Annotated in this window: 4 protein-coding genes and 1 pseudogene; 2 read left to right on the top strand and 3 right to left on the bottom strand. The window is 61.7% G+C overall.

The features are described 5' to 3' along the window. Both EN893_RS21640 and EN893_RS21635 read left to right on the top strand, forming a co-directional pair. Nucleotides 1-575: ATP-binding cassette domain-containing protein (locus tag EN893_RS21640; protein ID WP_206640152.1), on the top strand; the 575-nt coding region annotated here is incomplete at its 5' end. 14 nt (nt 576-589) lie between these two features. After that, nucleotides 590-1,576: an ABC transporter permease gene (locus tag EN893_RS21635; protein WP_164748686.1), complete on the top strand. Its 987-nt coding sequence runs from the start codon at nt 590-592 to the stop codon at nt 1,574-1,576. Nucleotides 1,577-1,986: 410 nt separating this feature from the next. Here EN893_RS21635 and EN893_RS21630 read toward each other — a convergent pair whose 3' ends face one another. From EN893_RS21630 to EN893_RS39410, 3 genes and pseudogenes are all read right to left on the bottom strand, one after another. Then, nucleotides 1,987-2,700 (bottom strand): ABC transporter ATP-binding protein, encoded by a 714-nt coding sequence (locus EN893_RS21630; RefSeq protein WP_236382661.1) that lies wholly within the window; start codon nt 2,698-2,700, stop codon nt 1,987-1,989. Further along, nucleotides 2,693-2,917, bottom strand: a complete 225-nt coding sequence (locus EN893_RS39415; protein ID WP_236382662.1) for a hypothetical protein — start codon at nt 2,915-2,917, stop codon at nt 2,693-2,695. Before EN893_RS39415 ends, EN893_RS21630 begins: the two co-directional genes overlap by 8 nt. Next, nucleotides 2,881-3,526 (bottom strand): annotated as a pseudogene (locus EN893_RS39410) (hypothetical protein); the annotation flags it as partial. The gene EN893_RS39415 and the pseudogene EN893_RS39410, both read right to left, overlap by 37 nt.

Below are 3,526 nucleotides of genomic sequence, written 5' to 3'. Positions count from 1 at the left end.
GCGACTTGCCTTTGCGCAGTGGCTCGATGAAGCTTGCAAATGGTTCATACGCGCCGTCGAGTCCGACTTTCGCCTGGCGACAGGGCGTCGCTCATTTGCCTGGTGACCGTCACAATGAAGGCCTGATCGCCGACTTCAGTCTCCTCGACAATCTGGTGATGGCCCGCCCACCGCATCGTGGGCCGTTCTTCGATCGCGCCGCTGCCATTGCCATCGCGGGTGACCTCATCGCCCAGTTCGGCATCAAGACGCAAAGCGTCGACGCGTCCTGCCGTTCGCTCTCGGGCGGCAATTTGCAAAAGGTGGTGATCGGCAAATGCTTGGCTGTCCAGCCACGTCTGCTCCTGCTCAACAATCCTACACGCGGCGTCGATATCGGCGCCCGCGCGGAAATCTATCGCATCATTCAGCAGAAGGCGGCGCAGGGCCTCGCCGTGATCCTGTCTTCAGAAGACATGCCTGAGCTGATCGGTATGTCGGACCGTTTGCTGGTGCTCCGGCAAGGACAAATTACGCATCGCATCGAGACGGCAGCCGATGCCACCGAGCATGACATCATTGGACATATGGCCTGACCATGGAAACGAACGTGACCTCGATCGCCACCAAGAGACCGAACGCAACCAGGGAACCCGGCGTCAATGCCAGGTTCGAAGTCGTCAAACGCGGCTTTCCGCTTGCCATGCTCGTCCTGCTCATTGTGATCTTCTCGATAGCCTCGCCACGCTTCCTGACCTTCAGCAACCTTCTCATCGTGCTTCAACAGGGCACGGTGCTGCTGGTTGCTGCGCTCGGCATGACCTTCGTCATCATGGCCGGTTCAATCGATCTTTCGGTCGGTTCAATTGTTGCACTGGCGGCATTGGCAGCCGCATTGACAGCTGACAGCCTTGGCGCCGCGGCGATCATTCCCGCCATTGCCGTCGGTGCTGTTGCCGGATTGATCAACGGCGTTCTCCTGGCCAAAGGCAAGGTGCCGTCCTTCATCGCAACCATGGGAGCGATGGTGGTCTATCGCGGCATCGTGCTGCTTTTTACACGTGGCGCTCCTGTCTCGATCGAGGATGAGCAATTCCTTGATGTCTATACCAATCGGACTTTGGGCATTCCGCACTCCGTGATCGTTGGCCTGGTGCTGATGGTTGTCGCGTATGGCATCATCAACAGGACGGTGTTCGGGCGCGAGGTTCGCGCCATAGGCGGTGGGGAACGTGTCGCCATTCTAACGGGCATTCAGGTCGCGCGCGTGAAAATCTATATGTATGTGCTTCTCGGTGCCTTGTGCGGCATTGCCGGCTTGCTACAAGCCGCGCGCGCCATGGCCGCCACCGCCCAACTCGGGGAGGGGCTTGAACTGGACGTCATAGCCGCGGTGGTCGTCGGCGGAACACCATTGACTGGAGGCGTAGGCAGTGTTGTCGGTACCATGCTGGGTGTTTTGATCATCACTCTGCTTTCCAACGGCATGAACATGGCCGGTGTCGATCCGTACCTTCAGAATATCGTCAAGGGTACGGTTTTGGTCTGCGCCGTATTCGTGACCATTGATCGCAAGAAGATCGGCATCATCAAGTGAGCGTCGACCTGCGGTTGGGCGAGATCTCGCGCCTTTCTGATCTTCGTGCACTCGACGTTGTATCTCCAGTCTGCTGGCGAACTCGCTGCTGGTCGCCGTCCGTCGCTCTCCCAGCCACGTACGCCATGGTGCGGTTGAAGGGTGGCGGTCGCTTCCTGCCGGCTTTCACGCAGGCGACCTACGTGGCGTAAGCGGTTCGCCCAATTTGACTCAAGAAGCTGATTCAGCATTTGCTGACCATATTCATTTTGAAACGAATGGCAGCTTTGCGCCTCCGTTCGCTAATTCGGGATGCCTTTGCCACTACCCAAAGGCAGACGTCACCCGAAAGCCGTTCCCTCTGGGTAAAAAAGCCGCGTTACCTCTTTGGCCAGCTCATGGGTTCCGACAGCGCCTGCATAACGTGGAGCTCAAAAGCGCCGGGCGCGTGGCTTGCCTCGGCCAACTGCCGGGCATCCCACTCTCGGACAATGCTGCCCTCGGCCAGAAGCACCGCGCGGTTGCAAAGGCCGGGAACGGCTTCCACGATATGGGTGGAGATGATGACCGCGTGGCTGCCCCCTCAGTGCGATGGCACGGATGATGCGCTTGACCTCAAAGGCGGCGAGCGGATCGAGGCCATTCAGGGATTCGTCGAAGATGAGCAGCGGTGGCGCGCCGAGCAATGCGGCGGCAATGGCAATCTTGGCCTGCGTGCCAAGCGAATATTCGGCAATCGGCCGTTCGAGCCAGCGCCTCAGCCCCAATCTCTCGACAACTTCGACGCCAGGCCAGTCATTCTCCGTACAGCCACGGATCGACGCGACGAGCTGGAGATATTGCCGCCCGGTGAGCGCTGCCGGCAGTTCAGGCGGATCGATGGCCAGACCGAAGCCGGCCTTGGCGGGCTCCGGCGCGCTGGCGAGATCGCGGCCGTCGATCGCCACACTTCCCTGGAGCAGCCGGATCTGACCGGTGATCGCCTTCAGCAAGGTGGATTTTCCTGAGCTGTTTGCGCCGAGCAGGCCAAGGATGTCACCCCGATCGAGCGTCATCCCGATGCCGGCGACAACTGGTCGGCCCCCATAGCCGGCGCCGAGCCCGCGAACCGCGAGTATCTCGACAGGATCGACACTGCTATCCATGGCGATATCTCCGTTGCGCCCGGTGCCACAGGAACAGGACAAGGGCGGCAAAGCCGATCAGCACCGTGCGCCCATATTCGAGCGACTCGTAGCTGGTGTAGGCGATGGCGCCGAGGAAGCTCAGCGCGGCGACGAATGGCGCGGTCATGAAATAGGCGGCAAACACCGCATAGGCGCCGTTCAGCGCCAGCAGCCAGAAGCCGCTAGCGAGCGGCATCGCCCAGGCCGAGGCTCAGCCGCCAAGGCAGCAACGGCCGGCAGGAGAAAGTAGGCGACCGACAATTGCAGGGGCAGCCGCGCCAGGCGCAGCCAGGCCCTGGTGAAGCCGAGCGGAGCCGTGCGCAGCACTGGCGAGTCCAGCGGATGGAAGCGCGCGCTCAGCATGAAGACGAGAAGGCCGCCGGTCAGGCCGGCCATGGCCGCCGGCACGGCATCGTGACGAACGAAGCTGATGGAGGCAGCAACAACCGTCGCGAAACCAAACAGGATGGCTGCTCCCACCAGCCGCCACGAAAGTACTATGCGGCCGGCGGGTAGATCCCAGGCCCAGCTGGAGAGCCACGCCGGTGTCGAACGATCGACGGCACCTAGCAAGGGCCGGCGCCCGTCCGGATCCCTTGCCAGATCGGCAGTGTCGGCGTTGACCAGGTCGCGCGCGCTCCGCAGGCACAGGACGGCTGTCGCACAGAAGCTGGCGCCAAACAGGATCGCGGCGCCGAGACCCCAGGTCGGTGCCAGTGGTTTTGCAATGACGAGACAGCCAAGGCCTACTGCTGCTGCGACGATGAAAACAATGGGGACGCCCAGCGCACACGCCGCCACCGCC

The sequence above is a fragment of the Mesorhizobium sp. M7A.F.Ca.CA.004.04.2.1 genome (assembly GCF_004022825.1).
Lineage (GTDB): Bacteria > Pseudomonadota > Alphaproteobacteria > Rhizobiales > Rhizobiaceae > Mesorhizobium.
This window is presented reverse-complemented; position numbering and strand designations above follow the sequence as displayed.

Bases quoted from the DNA above. Each gene is read 5' to 3' on its own strand.
- EN893_RS39415 (WP_236382662.1), bottom strand. From the start codon at position 2,917: ATGCCGCTCGCTAGCGGCTTCTGGCTGCTGGCGCTGAACGGCGCCTAT.
- EN893_RS21630 (WP_236382661.1), bottom strand. From the start codon at position 2,700: ATGGATAGCAGTGTCGATCCTGTCGAGATACTCGCGGTTCGCGGGCTC.